Below are 15,694 nucleotides of genomic sequence, written 5' to 3'. Positions count from 1 at the left end.
TTGAGGTCTTGGGGGAGGCTCTTCGTGATGCACAGGATGACGAAGGTTTTTGATGTCGGAGAAAAGCTGATCAATGGAATAATTTCCGTTTTGCTGATGCTGATGACGATCGTCATCTTCTACCAGGTCGTCTTGAGGTACGCATTCCAAGCCGCCAACATATGGGCTGAAGAGTTCGCCCGATATGCCTTCATATGGGTGGTGCTGCTTGGGTCGGCAAGTGCCATGAGAAATTCCAAACACATCAAGATCGATTTTCTTGTCGACGGGTTTTCAGATAGATCGAAATGGGTCCTGAATAATTTCGTCTGTCTGGCTATGGGGTCATTCCTTTTTTGTCTGGCCGTATACGGGTTCAAGATCGCCCTTAAGACGGGCAATCAGCTCTCGGCGGGTCTGCACGTTCCCATGTCGTTCATGTACATGAGCATCCCTGTCGGTGCCGTTCTGATGCTTCTCGCCCTCGTCGAAAGGCTTCTGGAAATCAACGTCAAGAGCCCTTCGACCGGTCTGGCGGAATAGGGGGCGGAAAAAATGGAGATCGGTGTTCTCCTGCTCGTGGGGATGATCGTCCTCATCGCGCTCAGCGTGCCCGTCGCTTTCGCCATAGGAATCGCCTCCATGAGCGCCATCATCATGGGCCATTTCCAGCTGATCATCATTCCTCAGAAAATTTTCGCCGGTCTCGATTCCTTTCCCATGCTGGCGATTCCCTTTTTCGTCCTTGCCGGCAATCTGATGACGGCCGGCGGCATCAACGACAAGATCATGCGTTTCGCCACGGCCGTCGCCGGCTGGATGCGGGGCAGTCTGGGCATCATCACCGTCGTGGCCTCGGCCATCTTTTCCTCCATATCCGGGTCGGGCACGGCCACGGTGACGGCCATCGGCGGCATCACGATTCCGGCCATGAAAAAGGAGGGCTATCCCGCCTCCTTCGCCGCCGCCATCGCCGGAAGCTCTTCCATACTGGGTCCCCTCATCCCGCCCAGCATCATCCTCATCGTCTACGGCAGCTCCGTCCAGAGCTCCATCAAGGATCTCTTCCTCGCCGCCGTCATTCCCGGCCTGATGCTGACGACGGGATTCATCGTCTACACCTATTTCATGGCGAGAAGGCTCAACCTCCCCGTGAGCGAAAAGCTGAGCGTGCCTGTCATCCTCAGGGAGACGCGCAAGAGCATCTGGGCCCTCCTGATGCCCGTCATCATCCTCGGCGGCATTTTCGGGGGCGTCTTCACGCCGACGGAGGCGGCGGCCGTCTCGGCCGTCTATGCCTTCGTCGTCGGCGTCTTCGTCTATCGGAACATCCGCATCGGTCAGGTCGGACGGATTTTCTACGAAAGCTGCATCACTTCGACGATCATGCTCTTTCTGGTCGGATGCTCCAAGGTGTCGAGCTGGGTCCTGGCCGTCGCCAAGGTCCCCGAGGCCATCTCTCAGGGCCTTCTCTCCGTCACGAGCAGCCCCGTCCTGCTCCTTCTCCTGATCAACGTCTTCCTCCTCGTCGTGGGAATGTTCATGGAGGCCAACGTGGCCGTCGTCATCTTCACGCCCATCCTTCTGCCCATCGCCCTGGCCTGCGGACTTTCCGTCGTCCAGTTCGGCGTCGTCATGTGTCTCAATCTCTGCATCGGCCTCGTGACGCCTCCGGTGGGGCTCTGCGCCCTTCTGGGCAACGGAATCGCCGAGGCCAGACTGGAGGAGACGCTCCGGGCCTCGATCGCCTTCATGGCCGTTGGGCTGGCCGTGCTCCTGCTGACAACCTACGTCCCGGCCCTGACGCTCTGGCTGCCCGCCGCCATGCGATGACGGCCCCGGCCGGACCGGTTCTTTTTTTACGTCAGGATCGCAAAAACGCAAACGAGGGACGATTTCAAAGAGGAAAGAGGGTTTCCCAGGGTGGAGGAATGGACGTCGGTTTTTCTCGATCTCTGTCACGATCTGCAGCGGAGAGGCTTCGTCAGCGGTTCCGGCGGCAACGTCAGCTTCCGTTTCGGCGATCGCCTTCTCATAACCCCATCGGGAAGGAACCTCGGAGCCATCAGGGAGAGGGATCTCATCTTCCTGAACCGCGACGGCAGCTGGGAGGGGGAGGGGCGTCCCTCGAAGGAGTGGCGCATGCACCTGCGCTGTTACTGTCGCGACGATGTCAGCGTCGTCATCCATGTCCACAGTTCCTACGCCGTCGCCCTTTCCTGTCTCGATCTTCCCGACTCCGACTGCGCCATGGCCGTCTACACGCCGGGCTACGCCATTCAGGTGGGAAATCTTCCCCTGCTCCCCTACATGGTGCCCGGATCGGAGGAGCTCGCCGATAGGGTGGCCTCCGTCATCGACGGGCGCAACTCGGTTTTGTTGGCCAATCACGGAATCCTGGCCGTCGGCTCCTCTCCGGAGAGGGCCCTCAACGTCGTCGAGGAGATCGAGGAGAACGCCCGTCTTCATTTCATCCTCGACGGAAGGGGGCGTCCCCTCGGCGAGGAGGAGCGGAAGGCCCTTTCCCTCCTCTATCGCTAGGGAGCCGTCAAGGAGAAAGAGGGAGTGAGCGAGGCCGTGAAGAAAATCGTCCTGGGCATCGATATCGGCACGACGGGAACCAAATGTACCTTTTACGATCTGGGCGGCTTTCCCGTGGCCGGGGCCTACCGGGAGTATGCCATGATCCATCCCCGCGAGGGATGGGTCGAAGAGGATCCCTCCGACTGGTGGAGGGCCGTCGTCGACAACGTGAAGTCCGTCATCGCCTCGGGCGATGTCGAGGCGAGAGCCGTGGCCGCCGTCGGCGTGAGCTGCACCAACTCCTTCATCCCCGTGGACCGTGAGGGACGCCATCTCCACAACGCCATTCTCCAGCTCGATCAGCGGGCCGCCGGCGAAGTGGAGTGGATCGAGGAACACATCGGGGCCGAGCGCGTTTACGCCGTGACGGGAAACCGCATCGCCCGGGGGACCTTCTCCCTGCCGACGTTGCGCTGGTACCTCAACAACCGCCCCGACATCATGGAGAGGACCTACAAGTTCCTCGTCCCCAGCGGCTTCATCATCTGCAAGCTCACGGGGGAGTTCTCCATCAACACCTCTCGGATGGGGTTCACGCTTCTTTCGGATATCCGATCGGGCACGTGGGACGAGGCCCTCGCCCGCGACGCGGCCATACCCGTCGAAATGTTGCCCCGCCCCTACAGGGCCCACGAAATCGTCGGCGGCGTGACGAAGGCGGCGGCGGCCCTGACGGGACTCATCGAGGGGACGCCCGTCGTGGCCGGAGCGATGGATACGGTGGCGGCCGCCGTCGGCGCCGGAGCCGTCGAGGCCGGTGACGCCTTTCTGGCCATGGGAACCTGCGGGCGTCTCTGCCACACGACGGACAGGCCCCTCTTCGACGATCGCCTCATGAACTGCCGCCACGCCATCGAGGGCCAGTGGCTCAACGTGGAGGCGACGAACGGGGCGGGCGTCTCTCTCCGCTGGTTTCGCGATCTTTTCGGGGGGGTGCTGGAGGAGCGGGCCCGAAGGTCGGGGCGCTCCCTCTACGAGGCCATCGACGACGAGGCGGGAAAATCTCTTCCCGGCGCGGGGGGGCTGATCTATCTGCCCTACCTCTCGGGCGAGCGCTGTCCCATATGGGATCCCGACGCCCGCGGCGTCTTCTTCGGGCTCCATCTGGGCAGTTCCTACGGCGATATGGTCCGGGCCATCATGGAGGGCGTGGCCTTTTCCATCAGGCAGGGGATGGAGATCGTCCTCGGCGCGGGAAGCAGGTCGTCGAACTATCTCTCTCTGGGCGGAGGCATCGCCAACAGTCCCGTCTGGAGCCAGGTCTTCGCCGATGTCCTCGAGCGCCCCATCGTGCGTCTCAAAGTCAACGAGACGGAGACGCTGGGCGACGCCATCCTCGCCGCCTATGGAGTGGGGCTCATCGACAGCCCCAGGGAGATGGCCCGCAGCGCCGCCGAAGGGGGAGCGGTTCTCTCGCCCCGGAAGGAATACGTGGCTTGCTACCGCGACTCTTTCGCCCTCTACTGCCGTCTCTACGAGGATCTGAAGGGCGATTTCAAGGTTCTGCAGCGGCTGAAGGAACAAAGAGGAGGGGCTCGCTGAGGAGCCTCTCCTCTTTCCTCCCGCTTCTTCCGGCTCCGATGTTCTTCCTCTCGGGCGCGGAATTCCCTCGTAGATCGAAAGACGCTGACGGATCACCTCGCCTTCCGGGAAAAGGAGCCCCAGCGCCGTGCGCTGTCCCGTCTCGACGCCGAGGAAGCGGCCCTCTAGGCGACCTCCGTTTCGACAGGCCCGGACGGAACCTTTGCCTCGAACAGGAGCGCATCCGCTACGGAACCCTCATGGAGGCCCCGGAGGAGCTGCGCCTCCTCCGGACCTTCTTCCCCGAAGGAGCCTGCGGGTCCAGGGGCGACGCCGTTTGACAAAGGAAGCCCTTCAGGCGATGATGATTCGTCACCTTTTAGATCAGAACAGGGATGGGAGACTGGCCATGGAACGGATTTCTGAGGTTTCGGCGGAGAGGGGACGGATCGCCGAGGAAGTGCGACGCCGTCGCACCTTCGGCATCATCAGCCACCCCGACGCGGGCAAGACGACGCTCACGGAGAAGCTTCTCCTCTTCGGGGGGGCGATCCAGATGGCCGGTGCCGTCAAGGCCCGCAAGGCCGAGCGCCACGCCACGAGCGACTGGATGGCCATAGAGAGGGAGCGGGGAATTTCCGTCACCAGTTCGGTGATGAAGTTCCATTACGGCGATTACGAGATCAACCTTCTCGATACGCCGGGCCATCAGGATTTCTCCGAGGACACCTACCGGGTACTGACGGCCGTCGACAGCGCCGTCATGGTCATCGACAGCGTCAAGGGCGTCGAGCCCCAGACGCTGAAGCTCATGGAAGTCTGCCGGATGCGCAACACGCCCATCATCACCTTCATCAACAAGCTCGACCGGGAGGGGATGGAGCCCCTCGACCTTCTGGCCGAGATCGAGGACAAGCTTCAGATCGAGTGCGCGCCCCTGACGTGGCCCATCGGCATGGGCAAGCGCTTCAAGGGGACCTACAGCCTCTATCGGAAGGAGCTCAACCTCTTCCGTTCCGGCCAGGATCGCCTTCCCGCCGATCTGGTCACCCTCCGCGATCTCGACGATCCCCTTCTGGAAGCCCATCTGGGCCTCCAGGCCGACCAGCTCCGCGAGGACCTGGCCCTCCTCCAGGGAGCCGCCGACCCCTTCGACGAGGCTCAGTTTCTCAGGGGCAATCAGACCCCCCTCTTTTTCGGCAGCGCCATCAACAACTTCGGCGTCCGGGAGATGCTCGACGCCTTCGTCGAGATCGCTCCGGCCCCGAGGCCGAGAGAGACGACGACCCGCATGGTCGATCCCGGAGAGGAGGCCTTCTCCGGCTTCGTCTTCAAGATCCAGGCCAACATGGACCTGGCCCATCGTGACCGTCTGGCCTTCCTCCGCGTCTGCTCGGGCCGTTTCACCCGGGGGATGAAGGTGATCCACCACCGCCTCGGCAAGGAGATCTCCCTGACCAACCCCATCATCTTCATGGCCCAGGACCGGACGGGCGTCGACGAGGCCTGGCCCGGAGACATCATCGGCATCCACAACCACGGGACGATCAAGATCGGAGATACCTTCACCGAGAAGGAGCCCCTCCGTTTCACGGGAATTCCCAGCTTCGCCCCCGAACATTTCCGTCGCGTCCGTCTCCTCTCGCCGCTGAAGGCCAAGCAGCTTCAGAAGGGGCTCCTTCAGCTCTCCGAGGAGGGGGCCGTCCAGCTCTTCCGGCCTCTCGGCGACAACAGCTACATCCTCGGCGCCGTCGGTGTCCTCCAGTTCGACGTGGCCGTGGCCCGCCTCAGGACGGAGTACGGCGTCGAGGCCGATTACGAGGCCGTCAATTACGCCGTGGCTCGCTGGATCGAGGGAGAGGACCGCAGAAAGCTGGCCGAGTTCGAGAGCTACTACGGCAACAGCCTGGCCCTCGATCGCAACGAAAACCTCGTCTACCTGGCTCCCAGCGACTGGGAGCTGAAGTACGTCATGAAAAAGTGGCCCGAAATCGTCTTCAAGAGCAGCTGCGAGCACCTTTAGGGTCGCGTCTGCCGAGTATCGGAGACGAATCAAGGGGGACCCCCTCTCGGGGGTCCCCCTTGATTCGTCTCCGATGTCCAGCCCTACCTGCCCAGGCCGGCGGCGATGGCGTCGCGAAGCCGCTCCAGGATGGTGACGCGGGCGAGGCGCTTGCAGTCTGTGGCCACGAGGGTCCAGGGAGCCTCGGGCGTGCTCGTCCGGGCCAGCATCTCCGCCGCCGCCTCCTGGTAGAGGGGCCACTTCTCCCGGTTGCGCCAGTCCTCGTCGGTCAGCTTCCACGTGCGGGCCGGGTCGTCCCGACGGCTTTCGAAGCGGCGGAGCTGCTCTTCGGGGCTGATCTGAAGCCAGAATTTGACGACGACCGTCCCTCCCGTGACGAGGTGGCGTTCCATTTCGTTGATCTCCCTGTAGGCGCGGCGCCACTCCGCCTCGCGGCAGAAGCCTTCGACGCGTTCGACGAGGACGCGGCCGTACCAGCTGCGATCGAAGACGACGAAACTTCCCTTTTCGGGGAAGGCGCGCCAGAAGCGCCAGAGATAGGGGTGGGCCCTCTCGATGTCGTTGGGAGCGCCGACGGGGACGACTTCGTACCCCCGCGGGTAGAGGCTTTCGGTCAGACGTCTGATGGCTCCGCCCTTGCCTGCGGCGTCGACGCCCTCGAAGACGGCGACGACGGGGAGGCCTCGACGGAAGGTCTCGATCTGCAGGGTGTGGAGCTCTTTCTGGAGTTCTCCTATCCGTTTTTCATAGCTCTTCTTGGGCAGGGTGGCCGAGTAGTCCAGCGACTCCAGGACGGAGCTGTGCACGGACGTCTCGGGCAGAGCCGTCCCCCGTCCGTCGCCGTCGCAGGAGAGGCGGGCCCTCATGGCGTCGCGCAGGGCCGTCAGAAAGATGACGGCGGCGTACCGCTCCTCTTCGGCGGGAACGATCGTCCAGGGAGCCCATTCCGTCTCCGTGGCCCTGAAGAGCCTTTCGGCGGCCTCGAAGCGGCTGTCGTAGTTTTCGTTCTGCTGCTGTTCGTCGGGCTCGACGGACCAGGCGGCGTCGGAATCCCGGAGGCGCTCCTTCAGGCGTCGGCGCTGTTCCTTCCGGCCGATGTGGAGGAAGACCTTGAAGACGAAGACGCCCCCCTCGGCGAGCTGGCGCTCGAAGGCGACGATGTCGCGGAAGGTTCGTTCGTCGCCCAGGTTCCAGGCGTCGTGGTACCAGCTCCGGCCGAAGATGGCGATACGCCCCTCGGCGGGGACGAGGCGCCAGTAGGGGATGAGGGAGGTGCTGTCCCTGTGCGAGGGCTCGACGTAGTGGAAGGAGTAGCCTCGGGGATCGAGGGCCAGAAGGAGGGTATTGACGAGACGCCCCCGCCCCGATGCGGCCCATCCCTCGACGATGACGACGGAGGGGATCTTGCGCCGCAGGAAATCCCGCTGAAGGGCTCCGATCTCCTGGGTCAGCCCCTCCAGGAGGGGGGCGGCCTCTCCTCTTTTCATCTTTTTCGAAAGATCAATCATTCTCAGCATGCCCTTGTCTCCCTTTTCTCTGCCGTCGATGAGAGCCGATCCTTGCCTTTCGCCGCAGAATTCCGTGAACGCCTAAGGCGTGGCCGTGATGTTCCGAAGGTCGGCTTCGAAGGGAGAGGGGACAAGCTCGTGCTCCTTCCTCCCGTCGTCGGGGGACGACCGTCCTTGTCTTTTGCGAAAGTCCCGTGTCGGCTCAGCGGAACTTGAGATCTTCAAGGTAGAAGCCCCGGAGGCGTTCTTCGGCCTGAGAGGGGGAAAAGACGCCCTCCTCGACGACATGACGCCAAGCGCGGTCCGTCATGGACGAGGCGTAGCGGAGGAAACCGTCGTCTCCTCGCTCCCTTGCCCTGTCGAGGACTTCGTCGCGGAAAGCCTTCCAGTCCGGTCTTTCTTCTTCCGTCGCCATCGGCGGCGCCTCCTCCTCTACGAGTATAGGACAAAGGGGAGGGGGATCGCCCCTCCCCTTTGTCCTTTCGGATGACTTCAGCCTTTTTTCGACTTGAGATAGCCGTCGATGGCCCGGGCCGCGTCGCGGCCCACGCCCATGGCGAGAATGACCGTGGCGGCTCCCGTCACGATGTCGCCTCCGGCGTAAACGCCGGGCAGGTTCGTCTCGCCCGTCTTCTCGTCGGCGTCGATGTAGCCCCACTTGTTGAGCTTCAGCTCGGGGAAGGCGTTGAGGAGGACCTTGTTCGAGCCCTGACCGATGGCCTCGATGACGGTGTCGGCCTCGATGGTGAAATCGCTGTCCTTGACGGGAACGGGACGGCGCCGTCCCGAGGCGTCGGGCTCGCCCAGCTCCATGCGGATGCAGCGGACGGCCTTGAGGCGTCCCTTCTCGTCGCCGACGTACTCGACGGGGTTGGTGAGAAAGTTGAAGACGATCCCCTCCTCGACGGCGTGGTGGTACTCCTCGACTCGGGCCGGCAGCTCCTCGACGGAGCGGCGGTAGACGACGGAGACCTCGTCGGCGCCGAGGCGGAGGGCCGAACGGGCGGCGTCCATGGCCACGTTGCCGCCGCCGACGACGACGACCTTCTTCGACGTCTTCGTCGGCGTGTCGTAGGTCGGGAACTCGTAGGCGTGCATGAGGTTGATCCGCGTCAGGTACTCGCTGGCGGAGAAGACGCCGTTGAGGTTCGTCCCGGGAAGGTTCATGAAGTGAGGCGCGCCGGCACCGGTGCCGATGAAGACGGCGTCGAAGCCGTCGCGGATCTCCTCCATGGAAAGGGTCCGGCCCACGACGGCGTTGACCTCGACGTCGACGCCGAGCTTCCTGATGTTGCCGATCTCGCGGCGGACGATCGCCTTGGGCAGACGGAACTCGGGGATGCCGTACATGAGGACGCCGCCGGGCTCATGGAGGGCCTCGAAAACGGTCACCTTGTAGCCCATCTTGGCCAGATCGCCGGCGACGGTGAGTCCCGCAGGTCCGGAGCCGATGACGGCCACCTTGCCCTTGTCCTGAACGGGCGGAGTGATGGCCTCTTCGGGCTGGGAGGCCTTCCAATCGGCGACGAAGCGCTCCAGCTTGCCGATGGCCACGGGCTCCTTGCCCTTGATTTTGCCGACGGTGCAGACGCCCTCGCACTGAGTCTCCTGGGGGCAGACGCGACCGCAGACGGCGGGGAGGGCCGTGGCGTCGCTGAGGATCTCCCAGGACTTGGGAAGATCTCCCTCGGCCAGAGCCTTGATGAATCCGGGAATGTCGATGGCCACGGGACAGCCGCCGACGCAGGGAGCCGTCTTGCACTGGAGACAGCGCGTCGCCTCGATGCGGGCCTCTTCGAGGGTGTAGCCGAGACAGACCTCGTCGAAATTCTTGCCGCGAGCCAGAGGATCCTGCTCGGCAATGGGGGTTTTCTTGGGAGCGATCGTGCGAGCCATGGCTATTCACCCACCTCGGACTGGTATTTTTCGAGGGAGATTTTCTCCTCGTCCTTGTACTGGCCCATGCGGTTCATGAATTCGTTCCAGTTGACGCCCCATCCGTCGAACTCGGGGCCGTCGACGCAGGCGAAACGGATCTCGTCGTTGACGCTGACGCGGCAGCAGCCGCACATGCCCGTGCCGTCGATCATGATCGGGTTCAGCGAGACCCAGCAGGGGATGGCCAGCTCCTTGGCCTTGAGAGAGGCGAACTTCATCATGATCGTGGGACCGATGATCCAGGACTGGGCGATCTTCTCGCCCCTTTCGGCCAGGACCTGCATGGCGTCGGTGACGACGCCCTTCATTCCCTCCGAGCCGTCGTCGGTGGTGACGATGAGCTCGTCGGAGTGGGCGGCGCACTCTTCCTTGAGGATGACCAGATCGGACGTGCGGCCGCCGAGAATGGTGATGACCCGGTTGCCGGCCGCCTTCAATTCCTTGATGATGGGGTAGAGAGCGGCGATGCCGACGCCTCCTCCCACCATGAGTACCGTTCCCAGCGTTTCGATCTCGCTGGGGTTGCCCAGAGGGCCTAAAATATCGTGGAGGCAATCGCCCTCGTCGAGAAGGGACATCTCCTTCGTCGTCTTGCCGACGACCTGGAAGATGATGCGGATGCGACCTCCCTCCCGGTCGTAGTCGGCGATGGTGAGAGGAATCCTCTCACCCTTTTCCGAGGCGCGGATGACGACGAACTGCCCGGCTTTCCCGTTGCGGGCCACCCGCGGAGCTTCGATCCAGAGGTCGAATTCCTTGGGGGCGATGAGCCGCTTGCTCACGATCTTGTACATGAAAGAGCCTCCTCGCCTGTCTTGGTGAAGGTCCCCGTGGAAAAAAGGTCTCTCGGGGCCGCGTTGACCATTGATCTTTCGGGGTCATAGGGTACCCTTGAGAGGGAAGGACGCCCCCCCTGGGCGGTCCAGTCCGACAGCATTGCCCCATAGTAATATGTCTCTCGTTCCAAGGCAAACGTGCGGGAGAAGATTGGAGCGGGCGCGCGTTCGGCCCCGCCGACGTCTCTTCAGGACCGAGCCAGTGCCCATCTGCTTTTACGAGGAGGAGACAGGATAATGACGCAAAATTTGCTCAAATTGGACTTCGGCGCGGCCCTTCCGGAGGGAGGGAGCGTTCCCCGGAACGGGTCGGAGTGGGACGCCCTCGAGGAGGCCCTCCGCGACGCCGACGGCTGGCTCCGTTCCGACGCCAACCGCCGGCGTGACGGCTTCGGCTGGCTTGACCTGCCGCAGGCCGACCTGGCCGAGGTCATCGAGGCCGGCCAGTGGCTTGCCGCTTTCGACGCCGTCATCCAGGTGGGCATCGGCGGTTCGGCCCTGGGCAGCCTCATGGTGGCCAACGCCCTTCTCCACCCCTGTCACAACGAGCTGAGCCGCTCCGAGCGGGGGCCGCGCCTCTACGTCGCCGACAACGCCGACCCGGCCGGAACGCGGGCGCTCTGGGAGATGGTCGATCCCTCTCGGACGGCCCTCGTCGTCGTCAGCAAATCGGGAAGCACGGCCGAGACGATGGCCAACTTCCTCTGGCTCTGGGAGAATCTCAAAAAGGTTCTGGGCGAGGAGAGGGCCCTGAAGCAGCTTCTCGTCGTCACCGACCCCGAAAAGGGCCTTCTGCGGGCCTTCGTGGCCGAGAAGAAGTGCCGGAGCCTTCCTCTTCCTTCGACGGTCGGCGGCCGCTACTCGGTCCTTTCCGCCGTGGGGCTCGCCGCCTCGGCGGCCCTGGGCGTCGACGTGACCGACCTCCAGGCCGGAGCGCGGGCCATGGACGAGGTCCTCCTCGGCGCAGGGACGATGGAGGAGAATCCGGCCTGGCTCTTGGCGGGGCTCCATTGGCTTCACTTTCTCCGAGGAAGGAACATGACGGTCCTCATGCCCTACGCCGACGGCCTGCGCGACTTCACCGAGTGGTTCGCCCAGCTCTGGGGCGAGAGCCTGGGCAAGGAGGGGAAGGGAAGCACGCCTCTGCGGGCCCTGGGGGCCGTCGATCAGCATTCGCAGGTGCAGCTTTACACGGCCGGCCCTGATGATAAACTGTTCACGATAATCGATGTGGCCGACCGGGGAGAGAGGCTGATCCTGCCCTCTCCATCCGATGCCTCCCTGGCGCCCCTGGCCTATCTGGGCGGTCAGGAGATGGGCGCCATGCTCCAGGCCGAGGCACGGGCCACGGCGGCCACTCTGGCCTCTCTGGGGCGGCCCGTCCTCTGGCTCGAGATCCCTCGCCTCGACGCCTTCCGTCTCGGCGGGCTCGTCTACCTCTACGAGGTCGTCACGGCCCTCACGGGGCGGCTTTTATCCGTCGACCCCTTCGACCAGCCCGGCGTCGAGCAGGGCAAGCGCTTCACCTACGGTCTCATGGGGCGGAAGGGTTTCGAGGAAGAGGGTCGAAAATCGACGGAGGCCTTCGCCCGCATCGAGAGCCGAACGGTCTCCTGCTAGAAGCTGAAAGGTTGGTGGTCCCGTGTCCTCTGCGCTTCTGGAAGTTGAAGGAATCTCCGTCGTCCGAGAGGGGAAGAAGATCCTTAACCGCCTGTCCCTCAAGGCCGAGGCGGGTCAGATCACCGGCGTCCTGGGCCGCAACGGCGCCGGGAAGTCGAGCCTGGCCTACGCCGTCATGGGGCTGGCCAACTACCGTCCTCTGGAGGGACGCATCCGTTTCCTCGGCAAGGAGATCACCGATCTTTCCATCACCGAGAGGGGGAAGGCGGGGCTGACCCTGGCCTGGCAGCATCCGGCCCGCTACGAGGGGGTCTCCGTCCGCGACTACCTCCGCCTCTCGTCCAAGGGGGCCGGCGAAAAGGATCTGGCCTCGGCCCTCTCCCTCGTCCTCCTCGATCCCAAGGTCTACCTGGAGCGCATGGTCGACAAGAACCTCTCCGGGGGGGAGCGGAAGCGCATCGAGCTCGCCTCGGTCTACCTCATGAAGCCCCGTCTCTCCATCCTCGACGAGCCCGACTCGGGCGTCGATCTCCTGGCGCTGGGCGAGATCATGCAGGTTTTCCGCCTTCTGGCCCGCGAGGGGCACGGAGTGCTCATCATCACCCACAGAGAGGACGTGGCCGCCCAGTGCGACCGCTCCTACCTCATGTGCAGCGGCGCCGTCGTCCTCGAGGGGAGCGCCGAGGCCGTGAAGCGCTACTTCCTCTCTCAGTGCGAACCCTGCCAGGAGGCCGTTGCCCTGGGAATGGAGGGGTGCTCGGAATGACCGTCCAGGATAAGATGGCCGCCCTCATCGAGATCGCCGAGAGGACCGGCGCGGCCCACGAGGCCTTTCGCAGCGACGATGCCATCTATGTCGTCGTCCACGGCAACGAGATCCTCGGCGCCCATCAGGTGCCGGGCGTCCACATCGAGGCGACGGAGACCGACGAGGGCATCGACGCCTCGATCACCGTCAGGCGGGGCGTCATCCTGCCCAAGCCCGTCAATCTCTGCTTCGGCCATCTGGGGAAGGAGGGCAGGCAGGTCATCAACAGCCACGTCGTCATCGAAGACGGGGCCCGGGCCGTCTTCATGGCCCACTGCATCTTTCCCAACGCCACCCTCTTTCTCCACGCCATGGAGGGGACCATCGAGATCGGCTCCGACGCCTCCTTCGCCTACCGCGAGGTCCACATCCACAGCAAAGAGGGGCGCATCGAGGTCCGACCCGTGAGCCGGGTGCGCGTGGGGCCCGGCTCCCTCTATCGGGGCGACTTCACCCTCGTCGAGGGGCGCGTGGGAGACCTCAATCTCGACTTCGACGTCGAGGCCTGGGGCGTCAAGAGCCGCGTCGAGGTGACCTCCAAGGTCTACGGCAAGTACGACGACAACTGCGAGGTCCGTGATATGGTCCGCCTCACCGGCGAGGGGAGTTCGGCCCTGATCAAGGCGCGCGTCGTTCTCACCGACGAGAGCCGGGGCCGTTTCCTGGGCCTCATCGACGGCGCCGCAGCCGGAGCCCGCGGCCATTTGGACTGCACGGAAATCGTCCAGGGAAAGGCTCAGGCCGAGGCCTCTCCCGTCGTCAAGGCCTCTCACCCCGAGGCGGAAATCACCCACGAGGCCGCCATCGGGCGGATCGCCGACGACAAGATCGCCGGCCTCATGGCCAAGGGACTCTCCGAGGACGAGGCCATCGACGTCATCGTCTCGGGACTGCTCCGGTAGACGTAAAAGACTCCGAAAAAGTTCCTGGGGAGCTCTTTTCCCCCTGTCGGTCCCGGCGGCGACGGAAAGAGGTCATCTTTCCGGGACGCTGCGGCGCTTTCCAGGAGACGGTAGGGTTCCGCTCAGAGGAGAGAGACGATCGAGGCCCGTGCCGGAGAGGATGACGTCCTCTCCGGCACGGGCCTCGATCGGGCAAGCTGAAGCTCCCTATCCGGAAGGGATCTGCCGTCCCCTTTCGTCCGGCAGGGCCTCGGCGACGACGATGCCCTTGTTCTTGAAACCGCACATGAAGACGGAGAAGTCACCTCGGATGAGGCGGATCGCCTCGTGAGGTCCCGCCTCGAAGGGGCTGTTCTCGAAGAAGTCGCGGTTGAAGATGTCGCCCGATTCTCCCTCGTAGACGGGCATGTAGAGGACGTTGTCCACTTCCAGGTCGGAGAAGAAATGGGTACCGTAGGAGAGTTCGGGCATGTAGCCCTCGCGGGGGATGCCCAATTCGACGATGCAGCAGCAGCGCGTCAGCTCGTTGTAGTGGACGGGAACGCCCAGCTCGGGATTGCTCGATCCCACCCGGCCGGGGGCGATGAGGATGTAGCGGCTTTCCCCCATAGTCTCGTTCATCTCGCCGATGGCCCGGGCGATGGCGTGAAAGTCGCTGGAGACGGAGTAGACCCGGTGGTCGACGTAGACGATCCAGGGGACGTGTTCGACGGAGCCGTTGGTGACCATTCTGCTGGCCTTCAGGAGGAGCCGTCTTTCGCCCACTTCGGGTATGCCCTGTCCCTGCCGGTCGTCGCCGTCCCAGAGGGGGCGGGACTGGAGAAGCTCCAGGCGGTCCTCGCAGGGCTCATAGGCGAACTCGATGTCGGCGGGGACGCCCATGGAGTCCTCCAGGGTCTTCAGGAGGAGCTTCATCCTGTCGAAGAAGATTTTGTGCCGTTTGGGGAAGGCGTCGAAGGTGAAGGAGAGTTTCTTCTCCCTGCCGGGCATGAAGGAACGATCGACGGAGGAGAAATAGCCGTCCTCGCAGTCCTGGTGGTAGACCTGGGCGAAGGTGCCGAAGCAGGGGTGATAGGGGAGGATGTCGCGCCAGACGTCCTGGATGTTGTAGATCTCCAGAGCCCGGGTGCGGCTGTCGATGACCTGAAACCGCTCCTGGGCGTGGCGCATGACCTTGTAGGGATCGAGCCCTTCGGGACGCAGCGACGGGTTGGTCAGGGAGTAGGTCCGGGCGTAGCCTCTTTTGGTGCTCATCGTTCCCAGGCCGAAGACGAGGCGCAGGACGCCGTCCTCGGAGCGGATCCGCGTCGTCCAGCGGCGGAAGTTCCGCGAAAAGCCGACGCCTCCCAGCGTGGGATAGTAGAAGGGGCCTCGCCATCGTCCCGAGATGCGCATGGCGATGAGCCCCATGGCGTCGTAGCCGAGGCCGTGTTTTTTCCGGTAGCTTGTCGCGGCGGGGAAGAAGATGCGGGCGTAGATGCGTCGCACTTCGTCCTCGGCGGCGGAAAGGCGTTCATCGAGAGTCCCGGCGTTGAAGAGGAAGGTCGACCGGTACTTTCCGGCGAAGGAGTGCTGAAGCGAGTCCTCGAGAAGGCTGCTGGAGCGGAGGACGATGGGCTCGTCGACGCCGGCGAGAAAACGCCGAAGGCCCGCCGTGACGTAGGGCGGAAGGGGGGTGCCGAGGAAGGACCTCTCGATCTCTTCGGGCTCTTCCCTCAGCAGGGACTCGGCGTGGGGAAGGTCGGAGAGGAAATCCTCGAAGGCGCCGGCTCCGACGTAGAGGGCGGGCGGGAGTCGCACCTCGTCGAAAAGGGGATCTCCCTGACGCCTCAGGCTCTCGAGGGCGAAAAGGAGGGAGCGTCCCTTGCCGCCGATCGATCCTCCGCCGACGATGAGGGGAGCCAGAAGGGGGTTGTCACGCGGGTTCCAGGCGAAATAGCTCTCGGTAGTCCGTCCTCTGTCGATCATGTTCGAGT

The 15,694-nt window shown here is 63.9% G+C and carries 13 protein-coding genes; 8 read left to right on the top strand and 5 right to left on the bottom strand.

Annotation, left to right across the window (positions count from 1 at the left end; genetic code table 11):
* Positions 1-27: 27 nt before the first annotated feature.
* From KAR29_RS08410 to KAR29_RS08390, 5 genes are all read left to right on the top strand, one after another.
* The gene (locus KAR29_RS08410; RefSeq protein WP_274374952.1) at positions 28-522 is read left to right on the top strand and encodes a TRAP transporter small permease; all 495 of its coding nucleotides are present in this window, start codon (positions 28-30) and stop codon (positions 520-522) included.
* Positions 523-534: 12 nt separating this feature from the next.
* Complete coding sequence (locus tag KAR29_RS08405; RefSeq protein ID WP_274372554.1) at positions 535-1,812, top strand: TRAP transporter large permease; 1,278 nt, start codon at positions 535-537, stop codon at positions 1,810-1,812.
* A gap of 90 nt (positions 1,813-1,902) precedes the next feature.
* On the top strand, positions 1,903-2,520 hold the full coding sequence (locus KAR29_RS08400; RefSeq protein ID WP_274372553.1) for a class II aldolase/adducin family protein: 618 nt from the start codon (positions 1,903-1,905) through the stop codon (positions 2,518-2,520).
* A gap of 24 nt (positions 2,521-2,544) precedes the next feature.
* A complete protein-coding gene (locus KAR29_RS08395; protein WP_274372552.1) occupies positions 2,545-4,104 on the top strand; it encodes a xylulokinase in 1,560 nt (519 codons plus the stop codon).
* Positions 4,105-4,492: 388 nt separating this feature from the next.
* A complete protein-coding gene (locus KAR29_RS08390; RefSeq protein ID WP_274372551.1) occupies positions 4,493-6,106 on the top strand; it encodes a peptide chain release factor 3 in 1,614 nt (537 codons plus the stop codon).
* Between the two features lie 83 nt (positions 6,107-6,189).
* Here the strand turns inward: KAR29_RS08390 and pap are convergent, their stop codons facing one another.
* The 4 genes from pap to KAR29_RS08370 all read right to left on the bottom strand — a co-directional run bounded on the left by pap (position 6,190) and on the right by KAR29_RS08370 (position 10,346).
* Complete coding sequence (gene pap, locus KAR29_RS08385) at positions 6,190-7,623, bottom strand: polyphosphate:AMP phosphotransferase (RefSeq protein ID WP_274372550.1); 1,434 nt, start codon at positions 7,621-7,623, stop codon at positions 6,190-6,192.
* Between the two features lie 193 nt (positions 7,624-7,816).
* The gene (locus tag KAR29_RS08380; RefSeq protein ID WP_274372549.1) at positions 7,817-8,029 is read right to left on the bottom strand and encodes a hypothetical protein; all 213 of its coding nucleotides are present in this window, start codon (positions 8,027-8,029) and stop codon (positions 7,817-7,819) included.
* A 77-nt stretch (positions 8,030-8,106) separates the two neighbouring features.
* The gene (gene gltA / locus KAR29_RS08375) at positions 8,107-9,510 is read right to left on the bottom strand and encodes an NADPH-dependent glutamate synthase (protein WP_274372548.1); all 1,404 of its coding nucleotides are present in this window, start codon (positions 9,508-9,510) and stop codon (positions 8,107-8,109) included.
* Positions 9,511-9,512: 2 nt separating this feature from the next.
* Positions 9,513-10,346, bottom strand: a complete 834-nt coding sequence (locus KAR29_RS08370) for a sulfide/dihydroorotate dehydrogenase-like FAD/NAD-binding protein (RefSeq protein ID WP_274372547.1) — start codon at positions 10,344-10,346, stop codon at positions 9,513-9,515.
* Positions 10,347-10,625: 279 nt separating this feature from the next.
* Here KAR29_RS08370 and KAR29_RS08365 point away from each other — a divergent pair, with 279 nt between their 5' ends.
* Genes KAR29_RS08365 through KAR29_RS08355 form a run of 3 tightly spaced genes read left to right on the top strand, consistent with a single transcriptional unit; the run spans position 10,626 to position 13,718 of the window.
* Complete coding sequence (locus KAR29_RS08365; protein ID WP_274372546.1) at positions 10,626-12,008, top strand: glucose-6-phosphate isomerase; 1,383 nt, start codon at positions 10,626-10,628, stop codon at positions 12,006-12,008.
* Between the two features lie 22 nt (positions 12,009-12,030).
* The gene (locus tag KAR29_RS08360) at positions 12,031-12,774 is read left to right on the top strand and encodes an ATP-binding cassette domain-containing protein (RefSeq protein WP_274372545.1); all 744 of its coding nucleotides are present in this window, start codon (positions 12,031-12,033) and stop codon (positions 12,772-12,774) included.
* Positions 12,771-13,718: a SufB/SufD family protein gene (locus KAR29_RS08355; RefSeq protein WP_274372544.1), complete on the top strand. Its 948-nt coding sequence runs from the start codon at positions 12,771-12,773 to the stop codon at positions 13,716-13,718. Before KAR29_RS08360 ends, KAR29_RS08355 begins: the two co-directional genes overlap by 4 nt.
* A 207-nt stretch (positions 13,719-13,925) precedes the next feature.
* Here the strand turns inward: KAR29_RS08355 and KAR29_RS08350 are convergent, their stop codons facing one another.
* A complete protein-coding gene (locus tag KAR29_RS08350; RefSeq protein ID WP_274372543.1) occupies positions 13,926-15,686 on the bottom strand; it encodes a PEP/pyruvate-binding domain-containing protein in 1,761 nt (586 codons plus the stop codon).
* Positions 15,687-15,694: the final 8 nt, after the last annotated feature.

The organism is Aminithiophilus ramosus (assembly GCF_018069705.1).
Lineage (GTDB): Bacteria > Synergistota > Synergistia > Synergistales > Aminithiophilaceae > Aminithiophilus > Aminithiophilus ramosus.
The sequence above is the reverse complement of the archived record's forward strand: the minus strand, read 5'-3'. Positions and strand labels throughout refer to the sequence as shown.